This is a genomic window from Aureimonas ureilytica DSM 18598 = NBRC 106430, from assembly GCF_000382705.1.
GTDB lineage: Bacteria > Pseudomonadota > Alphaproteobacteria > Rhizobiales > Rhizobiaceae > Aureimonas > Aureimonas ureilytica.
This window is the reverse complement of record NZ_ARQE01000004.1, coordinates 61,570-82,718: the sequence shown is the minus strand read 5'-3', so window position 1 is coordinate 82,718 and position 21,149 is coordinate 61,570. Positions and strand designations below refer to the sequence as shown.

Genomic DNA, 21,149 nt, shown 5'->3' with positions numbered 1-21,149 from the left:
TCGTCGGAAGATGCGCCCCGTCTCAGCGTGCGCCCTGTCTCAGCGCCGGAGCGTCAGCGCGTCCCTGACATAGCCGATCCAGCAGGGCGAAAGCTCCACCGGGTGATGGCCGACCAGCCCCGCCTCGTAGATCGTGCGAAGGCGCATATTGGCGGGCGTGACCGGGCAGGTCGGGTAGAGGATGAGGTCCGTCGCCCGCACGGCCGCGATCGTCTCGGCATCCGGCGCCGGAACGGCGCGGCTCGGATCGGCGCCGATCGCGATATGGCGGGGCGCCTGCCGATCGAGGAGATAGGGATAGGGATTGGTGAAGTTCAGCGTCATGATCGTCTCGAAGCGCACGCCGTTCCGCGCCTCGAAGGCGCGGATCGCGCGCACCGCCTGATCCGTCCCGAGAAGCCAGGTCGCCTGAAAGTCGATATCGGCATAGAGCGAATAGAAGGGCAGGAGCCCCCGATCGGCGAAGAGCGTGTAGGTCTCCTCGTGCTCGCCGAGGATCTCCAGGCTGGTCTGCGCGCGCTCGACGAGTTCGGGCCGCTGGTTGACCTGCCCGAGGATCTTCAGATCCGGCAGCGGCAAGGCGACGTATTTCACCTGACCGATCACCGCCCGCGCCGCGCGATGGGCGACGTTGACGGTCGGCGGCAGGGCGACCGCACCCGCGAGAACGAGGATCGGCAGGCGCCGTCCCTCGGGGCCTGAGAGAATGCGCAGGAGCAGCGGCCAGAGGAAGATGAAGGCCTGATCGCCGGTGTTTTGCGACTCGAAGAAGATGCCGCCCGCGAGCAGCACGGCGAGCCAGACCACGTCCTGATCGAGCGCGGCGTTGAGCGAGGCGAGATCGCGGCGCTCCGCCAGCGCCGCGAAGCGCGCGCAGACGCTCGTCCAGCCCATCGCGAGAAGGGCAACGAGCAGAAGCGCGCCCGAGCCGACGAAGCCGAAATGGATCGATGCGGCCTGGACGAGCCGGCCGGCGATGCCGCCCTCGTTGAGCCGCACCAGTGTCAGAATGTCCGCCATGTAATGGCTGACGAGGCCGAAGCCGAGTTCCAGCGCGGCGAGCGTGGCGACGAAGGCCCCGAGCGCGCCCAGCGCCACGCGCAGCGGCACCCGGCCGGCGGCAAAGGCGAGAAGACAGACGAGCCCCGCGACGATGAAGCCGGTGATCTTCAGGAGAAACAGCGTCGTGCAGCACCAGGCGATCGCGAACAGGAGAGGCCCGGCGCGGCGCTCGAACAGGAGCGTGGCGACGAGCACGTAGAGAACCTGCGCCACCTGCCGGTTGTACATGCCGTAGCCGTCGAAGCTCGGAAAGGTCGAGAACTGTTCGACGTTCAGCGGCACGAGCTGGAAGAAGAGAAGCGGCAGAAGCAGCGCCCAGGCAAGGCCCGCCCGATCCCGCGCCAGGCGCAGGACGAGAGGCAGAAAGGGCGGCAGCGTCACCGCGAACATCATCCAGTGGGCGAGAAGCAGCGGCTGGGGCGTGGGAAACAGGGCGAGCCCCGCCGCGAAGAGCCAGTAGCCGAGCGCGCCGACCGGCGCGAAGAAGTCCACCGAGGGAATCTGCCCGGACAGAACGCGGTTGCCGCCGTCGAGATACAGGACCGTGTCCCAGTAGAAGGGGCCGAGCGGCACCGACAGGCGCAGCCAGAGCCCGAGCGTGCAGAGCGCGAGAACCAGAAGAACGAGAGGCAGATGGCCGCGCCGAACGAGCGGCTCGAAGCGCGACGGGCGGGCCACACCCGGCGGCTGCGATATCGGGGGCGTGGACATATCCGCAAGCTCCGGTGGGGAAACAATCCAGACGCATCCTGCCCAAGAGCTTCTAACAAAAGCTGGCGATACCGACCCGTCACGGTCGACCCTTTGGGCTTTTGACGCTCGAACCATGCGGAGAAGGGGCAACGTCCGAAAGGCCGGGACATCCAACGACGGAAGCGCGGGCAAAACCCCCCGCGTTTACGACAATGTGAACGAGAGAAACGAGGCTGCGGAAGCGTCGTTGGCCGCGCTCGCGCAGGGACTCGCGACCGCGTCCATGCAGGCAGCGACATTTTGCGCCGGCCCGGGCGAGGGGGCATCACGGCCAAGGCCGTTGCGCGCGCGCCGAAGAGGGATCACCATTCCCCGATGCGCTCCCTGTGGACCCCGTTCCTGTGGTGTCTCGCTCTTCTCGCTGCGGAAGGGCCGGGCCGGGCTGCGGCCGAGGACCTGCCGGTCGATGTCGAACTGGTCCTGGCGGTCGATATCTCCTGGTCGATGGATCAGGAGGAGCAGGACATTCAGCGGCAGGGCTATGTCGCCGCCTGGCGCAGCAAGGAGGTGCTCGACGCGATCCTCGACGGATTGCACGCGCGCGTTGCCGTCACCTATGTCGAATGGGCGGGCGACCTGTCGCAGACCGTCGTCGTTCCCTGGATGCTGATCGATGGGCGCGAAAGCGCCGATCGCTTCGCGTATCGCCTTTCGACGGCGCGGTTCGACCGGCAGCGCCGCACCTCGATCTCGGCGGCGATCGACTTCTCCGCCGGGCTGTTCGACCGCAACGGGTTCGAGGGCCTTCGGCGCGTCATCGACGTGTCGGGCGACGGCGCCAACAACCAGGGACGGCCGGTGACGGAAGCGCGCGACGCGGCCGTGCGGGCGGGCGTCACGATCAACGGCCTGCCGCTGATGACCTCGGGCGCGGAGGAGGGACCCTATTCCTGGGGCCCGATGCCCGATCTCGATCGCTATTACGGACACTGCGTGATCGGCGGGCCGGGCGCGTTCCTGATCCCGGTGACGCGCTGGGAGCAATTCCCCGACGCGATCCGCCGCAAGCTGGTCCTGGAACTGGCCGGGCTCGAGCCCCCGGCGGCGCCACGGCCGGCGCGGGTCGTGCTCACGGCCGGTGCCGCGGCGATCCCGCCCAATTGCCTGTCGGGCGAGCGCATGTGGCGCGTTCCGCCAGGTGGCGGGCCGGCGCCGAACTAGCGCTTGTCCCTCGCCTCGATCCCTCGTCCGGCCTCAGGAGGGGCGGTCGGCGGAGCGCCGGCGCCAGAGGGCGCTCTGCTCGAACACGAGAACGAGCACGATGGCGATCGCGAAGGGGATCAGGAGATAGAGAATTCGGAACACGAGAAGCGCGGCCAGGACATGCGTTTCCGGCACGTCGGAGAGGCCCGCGAGGAAGGTCACTTCGAGAACGCCGAGGCCGCCGGGCGCATGGGACACCAGCGCCAGCGTGAAGGAGATCACGAAGATCGCGAGAACCACGACGAAGCCCGGATTGTGCTCGGCCGGCAGCGCGAAATAGATGATGCCGGCGGCGGCCACGATCTCCAGCGGCGCGGCGATGAGCTGCCGGATCACCACATCGCGGCGCGGATAATGAAGGTGGAACTTGCCGATCGTGAGCGGCTGGAACCCCTTGAAGCTGCCGAACGCATAGAAGGCGATGGCGACCACGATCGCGCCGGCGATGAAGACCGGCACCGAGGAGTGGATGTCGAAATAGCGCTGGATGATATCGGGCTGGATCAGCAGCGACACCGCGCTGACCAGAAGAACGCCGACGCCGAAGGTGAACGAGCAGAAGGCGATCAGAAGCGCGATTTCCGAGCCCGACAGTCCGCGCGAGCGATAGGCGCGGTAGCGCACCACGGCGCCGGAAAAGACCGACGCGCCGATATTGTGGGACAGGGCGTAGGTGGCGAACGAAGTGGCGGCGACGAAGGGGAAGGACACCGAGCGGCCGATATGGCGCAAGGCCAGCCGGTCGTAATAGGCGAGCACGATATAGGCGACGATCGCGCTCGCCACGGAACAGGTCCATTGCAGCGGCGTGATCGCGACGAAGCTCGCCCAGATCTGGTCGAGAGAGATCGTCCGCACTTCGCGGAACAGGAGCCAACAGGAAAAGATCACGGCGCCAATGCCGATCAGGGGCCAGATGGCATCCTTGAACTTCATGCGAATCCCTTCCCGCCCAGGTCTCCCGCGCGCCGTTCGACGCTCGCTCGGCGCGGCGTCCCGTCGCCTGTGCCCCTGCCACATAAGCCATTGAAAAAGTGAAGGCAAAGCAAACAGGGACGACACGCGGCCGTGAGCCATCCCGTCTCACCCGCCAGGAGACCCGATCGACGCTTCGTCGGCAAGGCGCAAACGGTCCGGGTGAATCAGACGGCGATCTTTCGCGCGCGATCTTTCCCCGCGTGATTAGCGCCCGGGAATGACCGGGCCATGTCGCGAAAGTGACGAAATTGTGGGAACCAAACGACCGGGGACCCGTTCTTGCGACGAAGCATTCGTTCAAAGGAGCGCAGTATGCCCCGTCGCGTCACTTCCGTCGCCATCGCCCTCGTTGCAACCCTGGCGCTGTCGGCATGCGCCAACACCGTGCGCGGCGTCGGCCGCGATGTCGGCAACACGGTCGATGCGACCGGCGCGGCCGTGAAGGACGTCGCGCGCTAAGCGGCGCTTGCGCTCACCATCCTCTATCCGAACGGCCGGACCGCTGGAAACGCGGTCCGGCCGTTTCGTTTCAAGGCCTTGCGGGAGCGCCGCTCCGCTGGCCATCGACAGTTCAGTCCGAACGAAAGCGCGCCGCGTCCCATCGAGACCGCGGCGCGCTGTCGCCCGGACGGGATGCCGCGCTCATGCGGCGGTGGTGAGAAGGCGGTGAATATCGGCGGCCCGGAACGGCTTGGCGATGCTCGGAATGCGACGCATCGCCGGGGGGAGGTCCGACAGGCTGCCCGACACGAAGCAGAAGGGGATGGCCTCGGCCTGCAGGCGCAGGGCGACCGGCAGCGAGGTCTGGTGCCCGAGGTCGAAATCGAGCAGCGCGAAATCCACGCCGCGCGCGACCTGCATCAACCCGCCCGCCACGTCGCGAGCCCAGACGCAATCCACGTCGGACGCTTCGTGCAGAATGTCTTCCAAGTCCATGGCGATCAGAGGCTCGTCTTCGACGATCAGGATACGCATCACACAACTCCCATGCCTTGAGAAGAGAACGGACTCGGGTTGATTGGGTTCGGGCCTCTTGCAGAAATATTTCTCTATGGAAGTAAAGATGCGTTAAGAATTCGACCCGCTCGCCTGACTATAGCAGGCGAGTGCGAGTGAATACTCAACGTCTATGGTGAAGAAAGCGCGGCGGCCGGTTGGCGGGCGCGGTTTGCGGGGGTAGGGACGATCGCATCCTCACCCTTACCTGCCCTGTCAGGCGGCGCGCTCGGCCTGCGGCTTCGACGGCAGGGCGGTCGGCATGTCGAGCTGGTTCAAGGGCTTGGGCCGCGCGAAGTGGAAGCCCTGCAGCGAGTCGCAGTTCAACTGGGCGAGCATTTGCGCCTGTTCGGCGGTCTCCACGCCTTCGGTGGTCACGCGCATCCCGAGATTGTGCGCGAGCGAGATGATCGTCTCCAGGATCTGCGGCACGTTCGCTTCGCCCGCCTCGAAAGCCAGCATGAAGGACTGGTCGATCTTCACCGTGTCGAACGGGAAGCGCCAGAGATAGCCGAGCGAGGAATAGCCCGTGCCGAAATCGTCCATCGCGATGGAGATGCCGAGATCCTTCAGGCCGCGCAACTGATGCAGGACGGGGTCGCTTCGTTCCAGAAGCAGCGTTTCCACCACCTCGATCTGGAGCCTGCGACCGGCGACGCCATGGCGCCGGAGGGTCGCGCCGATGAGCTGCACGAGATCGTCGTCGCGGAACTGCGCCGGGGAAAGATTGATCGAGACGTAAAGCGGCTCCGGCCAGCGGGAAACCGCGCGGATGCTTTCCTCGATCACCCAATCGCTGATCGGCTTCATCAGATCGCGCGCTTCGGCGATGGGAATGAACTGGGCCGGAGAAATGTAGCCGCCCTGTCCGTCGGGCAGACGGATCAGCGCTTCGAAGCCTTTGGGAACCCCGTCCTGCGCGCCGACGATCGGCTGATAGAACAGCTCGAAGCGTCCGGAGCGCAGCGCCATGCGCATTTCGTGCTCGATCCGCCGGCGCCGATGCGCCTCGACATCCATGGACGGTTCGAAGACCGTGTAGAAGCCGGCCCGCGTTTCGCGTTCTGCCGCCTGCGCCAGATCGGCATGGCGGGCGAGATCGGAAAAGGTGCGGCCGTGATCGGGCGCCAAGACCACGCCGATCGACAATCTGGGAACGATGACATGGCCGGCGATCTCGATCGGCACGGCGAGGCTCTGCCGGATCGTCTGAGCCAGGCGGTCGATCGGCTCCACGCCGCTCGGCTTGTTGCGCTGAAGCAGGCGGAAGTCGCCGCCGCCCATCCGCCCGAACAGGTCGTTCTTGTCGATGACACGGGCGATGCGATCGGAAATCGCGCGCAGGAGATCGTCGCCCGTCTGCTGGCCCATGCCGCTGTTGATTTCCGACAGGCCGACGACGCTGATGGCCCAGAGCGCCGTGCGCTCGCGCGTGGCACGCGTCGTCGCCAGAATGCGGTCGGTCTCTTCCTGAAAACGCTTGCGGTTGAGGAGATGCGTCAACGGGTCGAAATTGTCGAGGAACTCGATCCGCTCGTTGGCCTGATCGATCCGTCTCCGGCGCAGGAAGACCATCGCCGCCGGTCCGCCCACCGCGATCGCCGCCGCGCAGAACAGGCTGATGGCGATCAGCCGGACCACGGATTCGAATCGTTCGATCGCCGCGGTCATGTTCGGGCTGGCCGACAGGAAGCCGATCCGCTCGCCGTTGCGCTCCAAAGGCAGGATCGCGGTCGGCCGGGGGCCGTCGAGCCCCTCCACCGCGATCCAGGGACCGGGCTTGGCGATATAGTCGGCCGACAGGCTGGCGCCCGTCGCGGTGCCGCCGGGGCGCTCGCGCAGCAACCATTCCTGCTGCATCGAGCGGGGCGTGAAGACTTCACGACCCGTCTTGTCGAAAACGGAGAAGGTCAGGAGACCAGCGGCCTTGCTGGCCGTGCGGGCGTCGACCTCGGCGTCGGAGGTCCGCGAAATGCCGGTGAGCAGGGCATTGAGCTGCCCGTTCTGTTCGAGCAGGAAGTCCGAGAAAGCGCGGCCGCGGCTTTCCGTCTGCCCCCGCACCAGCATTTCGACGGCGATCTTGCTGGAATAAAGGGCCGCACCGCCGACCACGGTCAGGAGCGCGATCGCTCCCACCGCTGTCGAGGCATATTTGCGTCCCAGTTTCCGGAGCATTACCCAATCCCTTTGCAGACAGGGTTAGGGCATGTTCCTTAAGAAAGTCTGGGTCGGCGGCGAGAAAGCGCGAATTCCCTCGGCTTCGCGTCAGGTCTGCCAGCGACGGTGGAACCACATCCACTGGTCGGGATGCTCCCGGACCCAGGATTCCACGACATCGTTGAGGCGCTGGCAGCTCGCGGCGACATCGATCTCGCCCGTCTCGAGGCGCGGCAGATCGAGGCGCGGATGCAGCTCCAGCCGGTAGCGGCCGTTCGGTAGGCGGATCGAGCGCGTGGGATAGACGTCGCAGTCGAACTGCCGGACCAGCTTGGGAAGAAGCGGATTGGTGCGGCAGGCCCGACCGAAGAAGGTCGTCGGCACGCCCTTGGCGAATTTCTGGTCGACGAGCATGCCGACCTTGCCGCCGCGATCGAGAATGCTCGCCAGCGCCCAGGCGGCGCCCGCCTTGGACGGCACGAGATGCCCGCCGCGTGTCTTGCGGGCGGCGAGAACCTCGCGCGCCACGTAGCGATTGTTGGGCTGGCGGAACAGGGCGGTGACGTCGAGCCCGAACGTCGCCGCGCAGATCGGCAGCAGCTCGAAACAGCCGAGATGCGCGGTGAAGAAGACGACCGGCCGCTCGCTGTTGCGAAGCTCGGCGAAGAGCTCGATCCCCTCCACCTCGATCAGGCCTTCGCCTGCCGGACGCTCGGGGTCGAAGTCGAAGATCTCGTCCAGAAACACGTATTCGGCCGCGATGCGCCCCATCTGGCCCCAGTTCGAGCGCGCGGTGGCCTCGACCCAGGCCGCATCCTTCTCGGGGTAGGCGAGCGTGAGGTTCTCGACGGCCAGCTTGTGGCGCGAGGTGAGGGGGCCGATCAGGCGCGCCAGACGGTCGGCCGCGTCCAGCCCCTTGCGGGCCGGAAACAAACGCAGGACGCGCAGGATCGCGAAGAGCGCCTTGGCGGCGACGAAGTCGCGCGTCTTCTTCTGGAGCTTCCAGGCCTTGGCGAGCGTCGGATTCATCCCGCAGCGGCCGTGTCGCTGCTCATGTGGAGGATGATCTTGCCGAAGACGCGGCGGCCTTCCATCCGGTCGAGCGCGACGGCGATGTCGTCCAGCCCGACCTCGGTGTCGATCACGGGTTTCACGAGGCCGCGCGCCATCTTCTGCATGGCGTCCGCCATGTTCTCCATGCGGCAGCCGAAGGAGCCGAGAAGCTTCAGCTGCTGCTGGAACAGCATCATCAGATTGACCTCGGTCGAGACGCCCGAGGTCGAGCCGCAGGTGACGAGCCGTCCGCCGCGCTTGAGGCAGAGCATGGAGCCGGCGAACGTGTCCTTGCCGACATGCTCGAACACGACGTCGACGCCCTTCTTCTTGGTCAGCTTGCGCACGACGCCCTCGAAGCGGTCGGTGCGGTAGTTGATGACGTGGTCGGCGCCGAGCGCGCGCGCCGGCTCGATCTTGTCGTCGGAGCCGACCGTCGTGATGACCGTCGCGCCATGGCGCTTGGCGAGCTGGATCGCCGCCGTGCCGATGCCTGAGCCGCCGGCATGAACGAGGATCGTCTCGCCGGGCTGAAGCTTGGCATTGTCGAAGAGCATGTGCTCGACCGTGCCGAAGGTGACGGGCGCGAGCGCCGCGCCGACCGCGTCGCAGCCGGGAGGGGCGGGAACGAGAAGCCGCGCGGGCAGGTTCACGAGTTCCTGCGCGAACCCGTCGAGATGGAAGCCGTGGACGCCCGAAACGTGCTCGCAGAGATTGTCGCGGCTCTCGCGGCAGCTCTTGCACAGGCCGCAGGTGCGCGCGCCATAGATCGACACGAGCTGGCCGGGAACGAGGCCGGACGTGCCGGCGCCCAGGCGCTCGACCACGCCCGACGCTTCCGCGCCGATCGTGAGCGGCATCTTGCGCTTGGCGAAGGCCATGCCGCGCCAGCCCCAGACGTCGATATGATTGAGCGCGACGACCTTGATGCGGACGGTGACTTCGCCCGGGCCGGGCGCGCCGGGTTCATCGATCTCGACGCGGCGAAGATCCTTGTCTCCGACGAGCTGCAAAGCCTGCATGTTCTGACTCTTCTGTTAGCCGCGCGGCTCGCGCCCGATCACGAGCGAAACGTTCTGGCCGCCGAAGCCGAAGGAATTGGACAGGACCGCCGCGACATCCGCCGAACGGGCCGTGTTGGGCACCATGTCGAGCGGAATGGCCGGGTCCGGCTGGTCGTGATTGATCGTCGGCGGCAGCGTGCCCTCGCGCATCGAGAGGACCGAGAACACCGCCTCGATCGCGCCGGCGGCCGTCAGCGTGTGACCGATCATCGACTTGTTGGAGGAAACGGGTGTCGCACGCAGCGCGTCGCCGAACACGGCGGAAAGGCCGGTATATTCCATCCGGTCGTTCTCGGGCGTCGAGGTGCCGTGGGCGTTGACGTAGCCGATGTCCTCGGGCTTCAGCCCGGCATCAACGAGCCCGGCGCGGATGGTCGCGATGATCGGCGAGCCGTCGGGCTTGGAGCGGGTGCGGTGGAAATCGTCGGCCTTTTCGCCGACGCCGAGCAGCACGCCGAGAATGGTGGCGCCGCGCGCCTTGGCCGCGCTCAAGGATTCCAAGACCAGCGCGCCCGCGCCCTCGGCCATGACGAAGCCGTCGCGGTCCTTCGAGAAGGGCTTGGACGCCTTTTCGGGCCGATCGTTCTGCGTCGAGAGCGCCGACAGGAGCGAGAAGCGGATCAGCGCTTCGGCGCCCACCGAACCGTCCGTGCCGATGGCGATGCAGCGGTCCGCATCGCCCCGGCGGATGGCCTCGACGCCGAGCTGGATGGCGCTCGCGCCGGACGCGCAGGCGGTGGAGAGCGTCACGGGCAGGCCGCGCGTACCGAGCTTGTCGGCAAGGCGCTCCGAAATGCCGCCGAACAGCGTGAGGTCGTAGACCGCGCGCGAGCGATGGCTGCGGGCGAGTTCCATCAGGCGATCATAGCCCGCTTCCTCGCGCGCCTCGCCGGTCAGCTTGTCGAGCGCGAGGCGCTGCGACCATTCCAGCTCGATCGGCGGGGCGGCCAGAAACAGGGGCGCGTCGAACGCGGCCGGGTCGAGGCCGGCCATGGCGATGGCCTCCGTGCCGGCCGCTTCCGCCAGCGCGTAGGAGAGGTCGATGCCGCTCCAGGGCTCGACGCTCATGAAGTCCACGGTGCCGGCGATCGTGGTGCGCAGATTGTCGGTGGCAAAGCGCGTGATCGTATGGATGCCGGAGCGGCCCGAGACGAGCGCCGCCCAATTGTCGGCGACGCCGCGCCCCAGCGAGGACACGACGCCGATGCCGGTGACGGCGACCACCGGCCGGCCGAGAAAGTCGAGATCGCTTGAAGCCATGATCGTGTTTTCGTCCCTGGCGCGGATCAGCCGCGCTCAAATCTTAACCGGCGGCCGGGCCGCCTCAGACCGCTTCCATCAGGCAGACGCCTTCGCCGCGCACATGGCCGACGCCGGTCACGAGCGCGCGCTTGGGCTCGAAGGCGGCCGGCCGCTCGTCGCCGCCCATTTCGGCGGGCAGGCGGCGCGCGGAGAGAAACGCGGCGGCAAGCGCGACGCCGGCCGGGAAATGCGCCTCGAACCCATGGCCGATCGCCGTGCCATAGGCGCGGTGGGCGGCCTGCGGATAATGCTCGCGCAGAAGCTCGGCTTCGCCCTGCGTCGCGCCATCGAGGCCCGCCGCGCCGGACAGGACGAGAAGCCCGTCGTCGGAGGCGCCCGCCTCGTCCAGAAGCCGGCCGAGGCGGCGACGGAAGGGCGCGTCCTCGCGCGAGCCGCGATCGCCCGCCACGAAGCGCAGCCTGGCATAGGCCGTCGCATGGCGCGCGGCGGCGTGTTCGGCGTCTTCCAGGATCAGGAACGCGCCCATGCTGCCGGGCGCAAGGCCCGCGGTCTCGCCGGAGCGGGCGGAGACCGGCAGCCAATGATCGCGCAGGAGGAAGCCGCCGAGCTGGTAATTGGTCAGGAGATCCTTGCGCTCGGCCGAGAAGGCGCCGCCGACGAGGCAGATGCGGCTCTGACCCGAGCGGATGCGGGCGCTCGCGATCTGCACCGCCGATAGGCCGGCGCTTTCCTCGCCCATGAAGGTGCGCGACGAGCCCGTGACCTTATGGACGATCGAGATATTGCCGGCCATCAGGTTGGAGAGCTGGGCCAGAAACAGGGTCGGGCGAAGCTCGCTCGACAGAAGCTCGTTCATCAGCGGCTGCGGATCGGCAAGGCCACGCGCGCGCGACATGATCAGCGCGTCGACCTCCGGGTCCCGCTCGCCGCCGCCCGCCGAGACGATCATGTCGATGCCGGCGCGCATGGCTTCGTCGGCGGGAATGCCGGCATCCTCCAGCGCGAGGCCGGCGGCATAGACGCCGAGCTTCTGCCAGGTCTCCATCTGCCGCTGATCGCCCTTCTTGGGGATCTGGCGGCTCCAGTCGATCTGCGGCAGCGGGTGGAGGAAATAGGGGGCGAAGCGCTCGGCCTCGATGGTCGGCTGCGGCGCGGAGGTGCCGCCGAGCTGTGCCACATGCGCCTCCACCCCTTCTCCGAGGGAGGAAACCAGTCCCAGTCCGGTGATCAGAACGTCGCGGGCGGCTTGCGTCATGGGTCGTCTCTCAGAACGAGCCGGACGCGGGATCGCCGGATCGGGGGCGCGGACGCCGCGCGCCCGCCGAACAGGTCAGGCTCGGCCGTATCGCGGATGCGCTGCCTGGGGGCGCATCCGAAGAGGAGGGGGTCTCAGGCGCCCTTGGCGGCGCGCAGCTCGTCGATCTTGGCGCAGAGGTTCTTCATCACGAAGTATTCCTCCGTGTTGGCCTCGCCCTCGTTGACGCGCTGCGTCCACTTCTCGAGCGGGATCTTGATGCCGAATTCCTTGTCGATCGCGAAGACGATGTCGAGGAAGTCGAGGGAGTCGATGCCCAGATCGTCGATCGTGTGGCTTTCGGGCGTGATGCTGTCCCGATCGATCTCGCTCGTTTCGGCGATGATGTCGGCAACCCGGTCGAACGTGGAGGTCAAGTCGGTTTCCTTCGCAAAGGCGCTGGCTAGTCGAGTCGGGACCCTATAGGCAATCATGGCGATTTTGCAAAGCACGCCGCCGGGCCGGCCAGGGGAAGACGCACCGTTCACGAGGACGGCGCGCGGCCCGGCCAGCCGCAAAACCCTTGGAACGGGTAGCGCAACCGTGTCTTGTCGCGCATATAGATTTAAAGCCAAGACAGGTCGCCGCCAAGACCGTTCGTCCCAGTTCTGGGGCCCGGAAAAGAGTTCGCGTTTGAAAAAGGACAGCGCGGCGCCAGACCCACAAGAGCCGAACACCACCATGCCCGCCGCCCGCCCCGCCCATTACGCTTCCGGTCCGCTCTTCGCCGTCGCGCCGATGATCGATTGGACCGACCGTCATTGCCGCTTCTTTCATCGCCAGCTCGCGCCCGATGCGCTGCTCTACACCGAGATGATCGTGGCCGACGCGGTTCTGCATGGGGATCGCGAGCGTCTGCTCGGGTTCGATGCCGCCGAGCATCCGCTCGCCCTGCAACTGGGTGGCTCCGACCCGGCCAAGCTCGCGGAGGCCGCTCGGATCGCCGAAGGCTTCGGCTATGACGAGGTGAACCTCAATGTCGGCTGCCCCTCCGACCGGGTGCAATCGGGGGCCTTCGGCGCCTGTCTGATGCGCCAGCCGGAGCTCGTCGGCGAGTGCCTTGCCGCGATGCGAGCAGTGGTGTCGATCCCGGTCACGGTGAAGTGCCGCATCGGCGTCGACGACCAGGACCCCGAGGCGGCGCTGGACGCGCTGGCGGACGAGGCGGTGGCGGCCGACGTCTCGGCGATCTGGGTTCATGCCCGCAAGGCCTGGCTCCAAGGGCTCAGCCCCAAGGAGAACCGGGACATCCCGCCGCTCGACTATGACCGCGTCCACCGGCTGAAGGCGCGCCTGCCCGACATGTTCATCGGCCTCAACGGCGGTCTTGCCAGCGTCGCCATGGCGGCCGAGGAGCGCAAGGGGTTGGACGGAGTCATGCTCGGGCGCGCCGCCTATGGCAATCCGTCCGACCTCGCCGAGGTCGGCCCGCGCCTTCATGGCCGGCCGGCCGTCGCGGTGGATTACGAGGCTCTCTTGCAGCGGATGGCCGACTACGCCGGCGCGCACATGGCGCGGGGCGGTCGCCTCGCGCAGGTCACGCGGCATATGGTCGGCCTGTTCGGCGGAATGCCCGGCGCGCGCCGCTGGCGGCAGGTCCTGTCCGAGCGCGCCGTTCGCCCCGACGCGACGCCCGATCTGATCCTGGAGGCCTTCCGTCATGTCGATCTTGGCGGCCAGCCCGCAGAAACGGCGGCCTGACGCGATGGCCGGAAACACACCGCCCCGTAAGAGGACCCAAGCCTTGAAGACCGATAGCCCTTCGACGCCGCCCGTCGCCTTCGAGAAGCCCAAGCGCTCTCCGCTCTGGTTCTTTATCTGGGCCGTGCTCGCCATCGGCCTGATCGGGAATATTTCGATCGTCGCCTACTTGTTCCTTGGCATGGTCTGGCGCTGATCGCGCCTGTCCTCAGTCGCGCAGGATGAGACGATCGCCGCGGAACTCGAACGAGTCGAGCGAGCCGAGGAAGCTCATGCCGAGAAGACTGGTGCCGATGCCCGGCCCGTCCGTCACCACGGCGCGGACATTGCGTCGCTCGATCGAGCCGACGCGCAGTGTGTCCAACGTGACGGGCGCGGCGCGGGCGACGCCATTGGCCGTCTGGATGCGGCTGGAATAGGCGAGGGCGTCCGGGTCGACGCCGATGCGGCGCGCCACGGCCGGGTCGATGGCGACGACGCTCGCGCCCGTGTCCACCAGGAACGAGACGGGCGTTCCGTTAACGACGGCGTCCACATGGAAATGCCGGTCGTCGGCGCGCACCGCTAGGACCTCGCCCGCCGTGCACGACGTCACCGCGTAACCGGGCCACAGTTCTGCCAGAACCCGGTCGCGCACCGTGCCGAACTCGCCCCGAAACGCATAGGCGCCGATCAGAACGAGAAAGGCGAGGCCCCAGATCAGGAGATTGCGCACCGCCTCGCCCCAGCGGTTGCGGAAGAGAACCACGACGCTGCTCGACAGGAGCATGCCCCAGACGCCGAGATAAAGGAGCGACGCCATTCGGTCGCCGTCGAGGCCGCCCCAGTCCGGCGCCCCGTTTCGCGACAGGGCGAAGAGGGCGGCGCCGGCGAGAAGCGCGACGAGGACGGCGAGGCCCCGCATGTCAGGCCTCCACCGGGACAGTCGGCAGGTTTGTCATCCGCGCCGGCAGCCCGTCCATCACGGCCAGCCGCTCGGCCTCGCTGAGCGAGCCCCAGCCGGCGATCTCGTCGAGCGTTCGCCCGCAGCCGACGCACCAGCCGCTTTGGGGGTCGAGCACGCAGATCTTGATGCAGGGGGAGGAAGGCGTCGTGGGCATGACCGGAAGATGGGTTTGCGCTGAAGGCTTCGCAAATGAAGGTTTCGTCAGGCGAAGTCCTGCATGGCGGGCATGACTTCCAGAACGCGCGAATGCGGGAAGATGGCGATGGCCTCGGTGCCCTGGCCGACGCGCGAGCGCAGATCGAAGCGGCCATTGTGAAGCGCCATCAGCGCCTGGACGATCGGCAGGCCGAGACCCGTGCCTTGTTCGGCCGACTTGATGGCGCTCGAGCCCTGGCCGAACGAGGAGAGGACGGTCGGCAATTCGTCTTCGGGAATGCCGGGGCCGTTGTCGGTGACGGAGACATATTGCCCGCCGCCCGCCGTCCAGCCGACCCGGCAGACGATCCGCCCGCCCTCCGGCGTGAACTTCACGGCGTTGGACAGGAGGTTCAGCACGACCTGACGCAGCGAGCGCGGATCGCCCCAGAGCTGCGGCAGGTCCGGCTCGAATTCGGAGACGATCGAGATGCGCTTGGTGTCGGCTTTGAGCTGGATATAGCCGATGCCCTCGCGGGCCTTGTCGGCCAGCAGCATGGGCTCTTCGTTGAGCGTATAGCGGCCCGCCTCGACGCGCGAGAGGTCGAGGATCTCGTTGATGAGGTCGAGAAGGTGCTGCCCGGAATGGTGGATGTCGCGCACATATTCGCGATAGGTGTCGTTGCCGACCGGCCCGAGGATCTCGTTGTTGATGACCTCGGAGAAGCCGAGGATCGCGTTCAGCGGCGTGCGCAACTCGTGGCTCATCGTGGCCAGGAACTGAGACTTGGCGAGATTGGCGTGCTCGGCGCGCTGGCGCGCCTCGTCGGACTGGATGCGCGCCGTCTCGATCTCCGACACGAGCTGGTCCTTCTCCGCCTTGTGGCGCAGGCGCTCGACCATGCCCCGGCGAAGCCGCTCGGCCACCAACGTGAAGAAGGGCACGGCGCCGATCAGAAGCCCGTGCAGCGCCTGTTCCATCGGGGCCGTGCCCGAGGCCAGGCGGTAGAGAAGCGCGCCCACGAGCGGCAGGCAGCTCGCCACCACGACGCCGCCGAGCGCCGCGCCGATGATCGCCATCGTCGCGATCGCGCCCATGGAGGCCGCAAAGCGTAGGGCATCCGTGTCCACGAAGCCGCAGCTCTCGCAGAGTGGCCAGAGCCAGAGCAGCGCGAAGGGCAGGCCGGCCAGGAAATGGCCCGCCAGAAACAGGCGCTTCCAGGCCAGCGCCTGAAAGATCGGCCGGCTCGACGCTTCGAAGCGCAAAACGGTGAACACGAGGAGGCCCGACGCCACGAGATTGGCGGCGATCCAGCTCCAGGCGAACAGCGTTTCGCGCAGGCCCACGGCGATCGCCACGGTCGCCACGATCGTCGCGATGACCGGCAGGCCGAGAAAGAGATGCGCGACATGCTGGCGCAGGAGGGCGAGCTCGATGCGCGGCGGCAGGCCGGCGGGCGACAGGAGCCGGTCCCGCGCCGAGCGCACCGTATCGGCCATATCCGCGCGGCGCGACGCCTGCCCGCGACGGGGCAGCTTCTCGTTCAGGGAAGGAGGGGCCGCAAGGGACATGAACTCGAGAACGCTGTCGTTGCGCGGAAAGGCACCGCCCCATGCTCTTGCGAAAAGCTTAAGAAATTGGATTAAGAGGCGGTGACAAACAGCCTTCTTGCCGCCGCGCCGCCGGAAATCTCGAGCGCCGCCTCCCGACCCGCCGGGCCTTCCGATGCGCGGGAGCGCTCGCTGGATGAGCTTTGCGCGCGCATCCGAGCCTGCCGCATGTGCCGGGACGCGCCGCTCGGGACGCCGCTCGAGCGCGAGCCGAACCCGGTCTTCGTTCTCTCCCCCACCGCCCGCATCTGCATTGCGGGTCAAGCGCCCGGCAATCTCGCGGATCGATCCGGCCGGCCCTTCACCGACCCGTCCGGCGTGCGGCTGCGAGCCTGGATGGGGGTCGGCGAGGACGTGTTCTACGATTCGCGGCGCGTTGCGATCGTGCCCATGGGCTTCTGCTTTCCCGGCACCGATCCGAAGGGCGGCGACCGACCGCCGCGCCCGGAATGCCGCCGGCTGTGGCACGCGGAGGTCTTCGCCGCCATGCCCCAGCTTTCGCTCATTCTGGCGGTCGGGCGCGCGGCGCAGAGCTGGCATCTCGGCCCGCAAGGGCTGGCGGGGCGGAGCGTGGCGGAGGCGCTGGAGCTCTGGATGGAGCGCCGGTCCGAATCGCGGGAGGGGCCGACGATCCTGCCGCTTCCTCACCCGTCCTGGCGCAACAGCGGATGGATTTCGCGCAATCCCTGGTTCGAGGAGACGATTTTGCCCGAACTTCGCCAGCGGATCGCGGCGCTGGTCTGACAGCGGGGCCGCGCCTGTTGTACAAACAGCCTTTGTACCAGGAGTGGGGCGCGGCGATGGACCGTTTGGACAAGAAGATCCTGAGACTGCTTCAGGAGGATGCGACGCTGGCGGTGGCCGACATCGCCAAGCGGGTCGGCCTGTCCACCACGCCCTGCTGGCGCCGCATCCAGAAGCTGGAGGAAGAGGGCGTCATCCGCCGGCGCGTCGCCATTCTCGACCCCGACAAGGTGAACACGCGCGTCACCGTCTTCGTCTCGATCCGCACCCATTCGCATTCGGCCGAATGGCTGAAGCGCTTTTCGGAAGTGGTGAACGAGTTTCCCGAAGTCGTCGACTTCTACCGGATGAGCGGCGACGTGGACTATCTCCTGCGCGTCGTCGTGCCCGACATCGCCGCCTATGACGCGTTCTACAAGCGGCTGATCTCGCGCATCGACATTCGCGACGTGTCCTCCGCCTTCGCCATGGAGCGGATCAAGACCACGACCGAGCTGCCACTCGATTACATGATCCTGGAAAAGGAGCAGCGGGAGCCCTCCTGAAAGCGTTCTCCGGCGCCCGATGCGGCGCCGGAGGGACGCTTTCAAGACCCCCGCCGGTCATCAGCCATGCGTCATCAGCGATTGAGGCGGGCGAGAAGCGAGGACGTGTCCCAGCGCTTGCCGCCGAGGCTCTCGACCTCGGCATAGAACTGGTCCACCAGCGCCGTGACGGGCAGGGACGCGCCGTTGCGGCGCGCCTCGCTCAGGCAGATGCCGAGGTCCTTGCGCATCCATTCCACCGCGAAGCCGAACTCGTACTGGCCGGCCGCCATGGTCTTGTGACGGTTTTCCATCTGCCAGGACCCGGCCGCGCCCTTGGAGATGACGTCGATCACGGTGGCGATGTCGAGCCCGGCCTTCTGGCCGAAATGCACCGCTTCGGAGAGCCCTTCCACGAGCCCGGCGATGCAGATCTGGTTCATCATCTTGGCGAGCTGGCCGGACCCGGCCGGTCCCATCAGTCCGACCATGCGCGCATAGGACTGGATCACCGGCCGCGCCGCCTCGAAGGTCTCCGCCTCGCCGCCGACCATGACGGTGAGAACGCCGTTCTCGGCCCCGGCCTGACCGCCCGAAACAGGCGCGTCGAGAAAGCGCAGGCCCCGTTCGCGCGCCGCCGCGTCGAGCTCGCGGGCGAGCTCCGCCGAGGCCGTCGTGTGGTCGACGAGAACCGCGCCCGGCTTCATGCCAGCGAGCGCGCCGGTCTCGCCGAGAACGACCGAACGCACGTCGTCGTCATTGCCGACGCAGACGAAGACGAAATCCGCGCCCTCGGCCGCTTCGCGTGGGGTGGCATGGGCGGTTCCGCCATGCTCGCTCGCCCAGCGCTCGGCCTTCGCGCCCGTGCGGTTGAACACCGCGACCTCGTGGCCGCCCTTGGCCTTGAGATGGCCGGCCATGGGAAAGCCCATGACGCCCAGTCCGATGAAAGCCGTCTTCGCCATGCCGCTTCCTTTCGCCTCCGCTTGGATCACGCGAAGCGACATAGCAGCTTTCCCGCGAGGCTGCAGGGGAGACAGGCTCTAGCGCTGAAGGTGGCGCGTCAGGCGCTTTTCGGCGCGGGCGGTGAGATTGCGCACGATCTCGACGATGACGAGATAGAACAAGGCCGCCCAGATATAGGTCTGGAAGTCGAAGGTGCGCGAGAAGGCGCGGCGCGTTTCGCCGAAGAGATCGAACACGGTGATGATGGCGACGATGGCGGAGGCCTTCACCAGAAGGATCAGCTCGTTGGCATAGGGGCGCAGCGCCACCATGAGGGCCTGCGGCGCGATGATCCGGCGCAGCGTGACCGAGCGGGGCAGGGCGAGCGAGCGCGCGCCCTCCCACTGGCCCTTGGGAATGCTGAGGATCGCCCCGCGCAGGATCTCGCTCTGATAGGCCGCCGTGTTGAGCGCCAGCGCCAGAACCCCGCAATACCAGGCTTCGCGGAAGAACCACCAGAGGCCGACCGCCTCGAAGGCCGGGCGGAAGGTGCCGAAGCCGTAATAGATCAGGAAGAGCTGGGCGATCAGCGGCGTGCCGCGAAAGAAGCCGACATAGGCCGAGCTGACCCCGCGTGCGACGCGGTTCTTCGACAGGCGGCCGGCGGCGATCGGCACGGACAGCGCCATGCCGCAGAGAAAGGACAGCGACACGAGGATCAGCGTCGTGCGCAGGCCCTGAAGATAGAGCGGGCCGTAGCGCGCCACGAGCTCGGGGTCCCAGACGGCGACGAGGTAGAGCGCGAGGCCGATGCCGCCGCCGAGCCAGACGAGAAGCGTCAGAAGGCCGAGCCAGCTCGAGCAGGAGACGAAACGCGCCAAGGTCATCGCGCCGCCTCCCCACGCCGGGTCCAGCGCTCCAGCCAGCCGAGCGCCAGCGAGGAAACGAAGGTCAGAAGGAGATAAAGGACGCAGGCCAATCCGAAGAAGAAGAAGGCGTCGCGCGTGACCCGCGCGGCCACGCCCGTCTGGCGCATGATGTCGGCGAGCCCGACCACGGACACGAGCGAGGTGTCCTTCAGGAGATTGAGCCAGACATTGGACAGGCCCGGCAGGCTGATGCGCAGGAGCTGCGGAAACACCACCAGCCGGAAGATGCGCCGCTCGCGAAGGCCGAGCGCGCGCCCGCCTTCCCATTGTCCGGCGGGGATCGCCTGAAAGGCCGAAAGGAAAACTTCGCTGGAATAGGCCGCGAACACGAAGCCGAGCGCGATCATGCCGGCGAGAAAGCTGGAAATCTCCAGATTGCCGAAGCCGAGCGCACCGCTCACCGAATTCAGGAGGTTCTGCCCGCCGTAGTAGACGAGAAAGAGCGTCAGGAGCTCGGGCAGGCCGCGAAACAGCGTCGTGTAGATATTGGCCGACAAGGCGAGAGCCGGATCGGCGCTGCGCTTGGCGAGCGCGAGGCCGAGGCCGAGGATCAGGCCGAGCGGCAGCGTGGCGAGCGCCAGCGAGAAGGTCACGGCAAGGCCGGACAGAAGCTCGTCGCCCCAGCCGTCGGCACCGTAGGAAAGAAGGGTGAGATAATCGGTCACAAGGGGCACCGGTCAGGGTGACATACGCCTGGGCGGACTGATGTCATCGGGTCCCGGGCCTTCGGAAATGGAGCGCTGCTGGTAACACCTCTCGCCCGTCTGCGAAAGGCGGGGGAGCCTCGAGCGGGCGAGCCCTTGGCAAAAGCCCTGGGGCACCGGCGCCGGGTCACATGGGGGAACCCGCCAGGGGAAGCCCGCGAACGGAAGGCGGCGAGGGGAAGGCCGGGCGGGCCGGCCTCCCCCGATGGCGGGACGCTTATTTTCCGTAGACGTCGAACTTGAAATACTTGTCCTGGATTTGCTTGTAGGTGCCATTGGCGCGGATGGCGACGATCGCGTCGTCGAACATCTTCTTCAGCTTGGTGTCGCCCTTGCGCAGCGCGATGCCGGCGCCACGGCCGTAGATGCTCTCATCGGCCGGCAGCGAGCCGAGGACCTTGCAGCAGGCGCCTTCGGGGCTTTCGACCCACTGCGAGAGAACCACGACATCGTCGCTGACCGCGTCGAGACGGCCGTTCTCGATGTCGAGCTTGTATTCCTCGGCGGTTGGATAAACGCGCACGTCGGCGTCGGGCAGGAACTTCTCGACGGCCTGGGAGTGGGTGGTCGAGCCCTGAACGCCGACCGTCTTGCCCTTGAAGGAGGCATCCGACGTGTCGGGGATGGTCGAGTCCTTTGGCACGGCGATGGCGCCGGGCGTGTTGTAGTATTTGTTGGTGAAGAGGACCTGCTTCTCGCGCTCGGGCGTGATCGACATGGAGGCGATCACCGCGTCGAACCGGTCGTTCTGGAGGGCCGGGATCATGCCGTCCCAATCCTGCGTGACGAAGGTGCATTTCACCTTCATCTCGTCGCAGAGCGCGTTGGCGATGTCGATGTCGAAGCCGCTGAGCTTGCCCGAGGAATCGAGAACGTTGAAGGGCGGATAGGCGCCTTCCGATCCGATGCGGACCTCCGTCCAGGTCTTGTTGGCGTCGCCGTCCTGCGCCGCGACGAGGGAGGAGGTGGCCGCCAGCGCGGACAGGGCGAAGAGAACCGTCTTGATGGATCGCATGGTCAACCTTCTCGCAGATGCGAGGCAGCCCGACAAACGGGCATGCCCATTCAGCAAGCAATAATGGGCAGG

22 protein-coding genes are annotated in these 21,149 nt (G+C 67.2%); 6 read left to right on the top strand and 16 right to left on the bottom strand.

Annotated features, from left to right (window positions below; genetic code table 11):
• Positions 1-39: 39 nt before the first annotated feature.
• Positions 40-1,773 carry a hypothetical protein gene (locus B146_RS0110410; RefSeq protein ID WP_019996377.1) on the bottom strand — a complete coding sequence of 578 codons (1,734 nt, stop codon included), beginning with the start codon at positions 1,771-1,773 and terminating at the stop codon, positions 40-42.
• A 357-nt stretch (positions 1,774-2,130) separates the two neighbouring features.
• On the opposite strand from B146_RS0110410, the gene B146_RS0110405 reads away from it, so the two are divergent.
• On the top strand, positions 2,131-2,976 hold the full coding sequence (locus B146_RS0110405) for a DUF1194 domain-containing protein (RefSeq protein ID WP_019996376.1): 846 nt from the start codon (positions 2,131-2,133) through the stop codon (positions 2,974-2,976).
• 33 nt (positions 2,977-3,009) lie between these two features.
• Here the strand turns inward: B146_RS0110405 and B146_RS0110400 are convergent, their stop codons facing one another.
• Positions 3,010-3,954, bottom strand: coding sequence for a lysylphosphatidylglycerol synthase transmembrane domain-containing protein (locus tag B146_RS0110400; RefSeq protein WP_019996375.1), 945 nt, complete (start codon positions 3,952-3,954; stop codon positions 3,010-3,012).
• Between the two features lie 354 nt (positions 3,955-4,308).
• Between B146_RS0110400 and B146_RS29500 the strand changes: the two genes are divergently transcribed.
• The gene (locus tag B146_RS29500; protein ID WP_019996374.1) at positions 4,309-4,455 is read left to right on the top strand and encodes an entericidin domain-containing protein; all 147 of its coding nucleotides are present in this window, start codon (positions 4,309-4,311) and stop codon (positions 4,453-4,455) included.
• Between the two features lie 183 nt (positions 4,456-4,638).
• On the opposite strand, the gene B146_RS0110390 is transcribed toward B146_RS29500, so the two are convergent.
• The 7 genes from B146_RS0110390 to B146_RS0110360 form a co-directional block, all read right to left on the bottom strand.
• A complete protein-coding gene (locus tag B146_RS0110390; protein ID WP_019996373.1) occupies positions 4,639-4,971 on the bottom strand; it encodes a response regulator in 333 nt (110 codons plus the stop codon).
• A 237-nt stretch (positions 4,972-5,208) separates the two neighbouring features.
• Positions 5,209-7,167 (bottom strand): putative bifunctional diguanylate cyclase/phosphodiesterase, encoded by a 1,959-nt coding sequence (locus B146_RS25665; RefSeq protein WP_019996372.1) that lies wholly within the window; start codon positions 7,165-7,167, stop codon positions 5,209-5,211.
• 90 nt (positions 7,168-7,257) lie between these two features.
• A complete protein-coding gene (locus B146_RS0110380; protein ID WP_019996371.1) occupies positions 7,258-8,178 on the bottom strand; it encodes a lipid A biosynthesis lauroyl acyltransferase in 921 nt (306 codons plus the stop codon).
• The gene (locus tag B146_RS0110375) at positions 8,175-9,224 is read right to left on the bottom strand and encodes a zinc-binding dehydrogenase (protein ID WP_019996370.1); all 1,050 of its coding nucleotides are present in this window, start codon (positions 9,222-9,224) and stop codon (positions 8,175-8,177) included. The genes B146_RS0110380 and B146_RS0110375 overlap by 4 nt, the downstream gene beginning before the upstream one ends.
• Before the next feature lie 15 nt (positions 9,225-9,239).
• Positions 9,240-10,526: a beta-ketoacyl-ACP synthase gene (locus B146_RS0110370; RefSeq protein WP_019996369.1), complete on the bottom strand. Its 1,287-nt coding sequence runs from the start codon at positions 10,524-10,526 to the stop codon at positions 9,240-9,242.
• Between the two features lie 64 nt (positions 10,527-10,590).
• Positions 10,591-11,784 carry a beta-ketoacyl-ACP synthase gene (locus tag B146_RS0110365; RefSeq protein WP_019996368.1) on the bottom strand — a complete coding sequence of 398 codons (1,194 nt, stop codon included), beginning with the start codon at positions 11,782-11,784 and terminating at the stop codon, positions 10,591-10,593.
• A 134-nt stretch (positions 11,785-11,918) separates the two neighbouring features.
• The gene (locus B146_RS0110360) at positions 11,919-12,257 is read right to left on the bottom strand and encodes an acyl carrier protein (RefSeq protein ID WP_192843328.1); all 339 of its coding nucleotides are present in this window, start codon (positions 12,255-12,257) and stop codon (positions 11,919-11,921) included.
• Between the two features lie 247 nt (positions 12,258-12,504).
• Between B146_RS0110360 and dusA the strand changes: the two genes are divergently transcribed.
• Together dusA and B146_RS29000 are read left to right on the top strand one after the other, a co-directional pair.
• Complete coding sequence (gene dusA / locus B146_RS0110355; protein ID WP_019996366.1) at positions 12,505-13,524, top strand: tRNA dihydrouridine(20/20a) synthase DusA; 1,020 nt, start codon at positions 12,505-12,507, stop codon at positions 13,522-13,524.
• A 43-nt stretch (positions 13,525-13,567) separates the two neighbouring features.
• The gene (locus B146_RS29000; protein WP_019996365.1) at positions 13,568-13,720 is read left to right on the top strand and encodes a hypothetical protein; all 153 of its coding nucleotides are present in this window, start codon (positions 13,568-13,570) and stop codon (positions 13,718-13,720) included.
• A gap of 12 nt (positions 13,721-13,732) precedes the next feature.
• Here B146_RS29000 and B146_RS0110345 read toward each other — a convergent pair whose 3' ends face one another.
• The 3 genes from B146_RS0110345 to B146_RS0110335 are packed head-to-tail and all read right to left on the bottom strand — an operon-like array spanning position 13,733 to position 16,177.
• Positions 13,733-14,428, bottom strand: coding sequence for a retropepsin-like aspartic protease family protein (locus B146_RS0110345; RefSeq protein WP_019996364.1), 696 nt, complete (start codon positions 14,426-14,428; stop codon positions 13,733-13,735).
• Position 14,429: 1 nt separating this feature from the next.
• Positions 14,430-14,624: a DUF1289 domain-containing protein gene (locus B146_RS0110340; RefSeq protein ID WP_019996363.1), complete on the bottom strand. Its 195-nt coding sequence runs from the start codon at positions 14,622-14,624 to the stop codon at positions 14,430-14,432.
• A 47-nt stretch (positions 14,625-14,671) separates the two neighbouring features.
• On the bottom strand, positions 14,672-16,177 hold the full coding sequence (locus B146_RS0110335; protein WP_026358509.1) for a sensor histidine kinase: 1,506 nt from the start codon (positions 16,175-16,177) through the stop codon (positions 14,672-14,674).
• Between the two features lie 81 nt (positions 16,178-16,258).
• Between B146_RS0110335 and B146_RS0110330 the strand changes: the two genes are divergently transcribed.
• Together B146_RS0110330 and B146_RS0110325 are read left to right on the top strand one after the other, a co-directional pair.
• On the top strand, positions 16,259-16,960 hold the full coding sequence (locus B146_RS0110330) for a uracil-DNA glycosylase family protein (RefSeq protein ID WP_019996361.1): 702 nt from the start codon (positions 16,259-16,261) through the stop codon (positions 16,958-16,960).
• Between the two features lie 56 nt (positions 16,961-17,016).
• Positions 17,017-17,505 carry an Lrp/AsnC family transcriptional regulator gene (locus tag B146_RS0110325; protein ID WP_019996360.1) on the top strand — a complete coding sequence of 163 codons (489 nt, stop codon included), beginning with the start codon at positions 17,017-17,019 and terminating at the stop codon, positions 17,503-17,505.
• Positions 17,506-17,579: 74 nt separating this feature from the next.
• Here the strand turns inward: B146_RS0110325 and B146_RS0110320 are convergent, their stop codons facing one another.
• The 4 genes from B146_RS0110320 to B146_RS0110305 form a co-directional block, all read right to left on the bottom strand.
• Positions 17,580-18,449, bottom strand: coding sequence for an NAD(P)-dependent oxidoreductase (locus B146_RS0110320; protein WP_026358507.1), 870 nt, complete (start codon positions 18,447-18,449; stop codon positions 17,580-17,582).
• A 78-nt stretch (positions 18,450-18,527) separates the two neighbouring features.
• Positions 18,528-19,316, bottom strand: a complete 789-nt coding sequence (locus B146_RS0110315) for an ABC transporter permease (RefSeq protein ID WP_019996358.1) — start codon at positions 19,314-19,316, stop codon at positions 18,528-18,530.
• On the bottom strand, positions 19,313-20,023 hold the full coding sequence (locus B146_RS0110310) for an ABC transporter permease (protein WP_026358505.1): 711 nt from the start codon (positions 20,021-20,023) through the stop codon (positions 19,313-19,315). The genes B146_RS0110315 and B146_RS0110310 overlap by 4 nt, the downstream gene beginning before the upstream one ends.
• A 256-nt stretch (positions 20,024-20,279) precedes the next feature.
• Entirely contained in the window at positions 20,280-21,077 is a 798-nt protein-coding gene (locus B146_RS0110305) for an ABC transporter substrate-binding protein (protein ID WP_019996356.1), read from the bottom strand.
• Positions 21,078-21,149 lie beyond the last annotated feature (72 nt).

Excerpts from the sequence above, each read along its gene's own strand:
- B146_RS0110370 (WP_019996369.1), bottom strand. The coding sequence starts at position 10,526 with ATGGCTTCAAGCGATCTCGACTTTCTCGGCCGGCCGGTGGTCGCCGTC.
- B146_RS0110360 (WP_192843328.1), bottom strand. The coding sequence starts at position 12,257 with ATGATTGCCTATAGGGTCCCGACTCGACTAGCCAGCGCCTTTGCGAAG.
- B146_RS0110400 (WP_019996375.1), bottom strand. The coding sequence starts at position 3,954 with ATGAAGTTCAAGGATGCCATCTGGCCCCTGATCGGCATTGGCGCCGTG.
- B146_RS0110405 (WP_019996376.1), top strand. The coding sequence starts at position 2,131 with ATGCGCTCCCTGTGGACCCCGTTCCTGTGGTGTCTCGCTCTTCTCGCT.
- B146_RS0110315 (WP_019996358.1), bottom strand. The coding sequence starts at position 19,316 with ATGACCTTGGCGCGTTTCGTCTCCTGCTCGAGCTGGCTCGGCCTTCTG.
- B146_RS0110365 (WP_019996368.1), bottom strand. The coding sequence starts at position 11,784 with ATGACGCAAGCCGCCCGCGACGTTCTGATCACCGGACTGGGACTGGTT.
- B146_RS0110410 (WP_019996377.1), bottom strand. The coding sequence starts at position 1,773 with ATGTCCACGCCCCCGATATCGCAGCCGCCGGGTGTGGCCCGCCCGTCG.
- B146_RS29500 (WP_019996374.1), top strand. The coding sequence starts at position 4,309 with ATGCCCCGTCGCGTCACTTCCGTCGCCATCGCCCTCGTTGCAACCCTG.
- B146_RS0110390 (WP_019996373.1), bottom strand. The coding sequence starts at position 4,971 with ATGCGTATCCTGATCGTCGAAGACGAGCCTCTGATCGCCATGGACTTG.
- dusA (WP_019996366.1), top strand. The coding sequence starts at position 12,505 with ATGCCCGCCGCCCGCCCCGCCCATTACGCTTCCGGTCCGCTCTTCGCC.
- B146_RS0110305 (WP_019996356.1), bottom strand. The coding sequence starts at position 21,077 with ATGCGATCCATCAAGACGGTTCTCTTCGCCCTGTCCGCGCTGGCGGCC.
- B146_RS0110340 (WP_019996363.1), bottom strand. The coding sequence starts at position 14,624 with ATGCCCACGACGCCTTCCTCCCCCTGCATCAAGATCTGCGTGCTCGAC.
- B146_RS0110380 (WP_019996371.1), bottom strand. The coding sequence starts at position 8,178 with ATGAATCCGACGCTCGCCAAGGCCTGGAAGCTCCAGAAGAAGACGCGC.
- B146_RS0110325 (WP_019996360.1), top strand. The coding sequence starts at position 17,017 with ATGGACCGTTTGGACAAGAAGATCCTGAGACTGCTTCAGGAGGATGCG.
- B146_RS0110320 (WP_026358507.1), bottom strand. The coding sequence starts at position 18,449 with ATGGCGAAGACGGCTTTCATCGGACTGGGCGTCATGGGCTTTCCCATG.
- B146_RS25665 (WP_019996372.1), bottom strand. The coding sequence starts at position 7,167 with ATGCTCCGGAAACTGGGACGCAAATATGCCTCGACAGCGGTGGGAGCG.
- B146_RS0110335 (WP_026358509.1), bottom strand. The coding sequence starts at position 16,177 with ATGTCCCTTGCGGCCCCTCCTTCCCTGAACGAGAAGCTGCCCCGTCGC.
- B146_RS0110345 (WP_019996364.1), bottom strand. The coding sequence starts at position 14,428 with ATGCGGGGCCTCGCCGTCCTCGTCGCGCTTCTCGCCGGCGCCGCCCTC.
- B146_RS0110375 (WP_019996370.1), bottom strand. The coding sequence starts at position 9,224 with ATGCAGGCTTTGCAGCTCGTCGGAGACAAGGATCTTCGCCGCGTCGAG.